This is a genomic window from Phocaeicola sp. ICN-14070, assembly GCF_037892625.1.
GTDB lineage: Bacteria > Bacteroidota > Bacteroidia > Bacteroidales > Bacteroidaceae > Phocaeicola > Phocaeicola plebeius.
The window spans coordinates 1-676 of the sequence record NZ_JBBKBF010000174.1 but is presented as its reverse complement, the minus strand read 5'-3'; the positions used below and the strand labels follow the sequence as shown (position 1 = coordinate 676).

Here is a 676-nt window from a genome sequence, read left to right as displayed (position 1 = left end):
TGGGATTAGCCCAGACCCGCAAGTTATTGACAAACTTTTCAAAGAACTCATTTTATTTACTGCCAGAGCCGCTTAGGCGTGGCGAATTTTTAACGAACTATTGTATTAACAGTTCAAGGGATCTAAAAAATCAGGTCTATTATTTGTTTTCCCAAATAAAACACTACATTTGCATACCCTTATAACACCTTACTATACTAGGACTAAAATCACATGAAACCGAATAGTCACATCAGCGAGAAGAAACTTGTTTTCCTACTGACAGAAGGAGATGAGAAGGCTTTCTGTAAATTATACAGTTTATACAGAGCACAGCTCACCTTCTTTGCTTTCAAATTCTTAAAATCGTCTGCCTATACCGAAGACATAGTACAAGAAACCTTCCTTCATGTCTGGCTCAGCCGAAAGTTCATCCGAACCGACCAGCCTTTCTCTGCCTACTTATACACCATTGCCAAAAACCGAATTCTTAACCAGCTTCGCAGCATGGAGCATCAACAGCTTTTGGAAGAGCATCTGCTAAAAAATGCTATTGACTATACAGAAGATACACAAAACGAACTTCTATCACAAGACTTGAAGGATATCATACAAAAAGCATTCGAGGCTCTCTCACCCAGGCAGCAGGAAGTTTTCCGGTTAAGTCGGGAAGGACAGCTTTCTTATAAAGAAATAG

At 39.5% G+C, this 676-nt stretch carries 1 protein-coding gene; it reads left to right on the top strand.

Going from position 1 to position 676, the window contains the following annotated elements:
* Positions 1-213: 213 nt before the first annotated feature.
* On the top strand, positions 214-676 hold a 463-nt coding region (locus WKT20_RS18165; protein WP_340417881.1), incomplete at its 3' end, for an RNA polymerase sigma factor.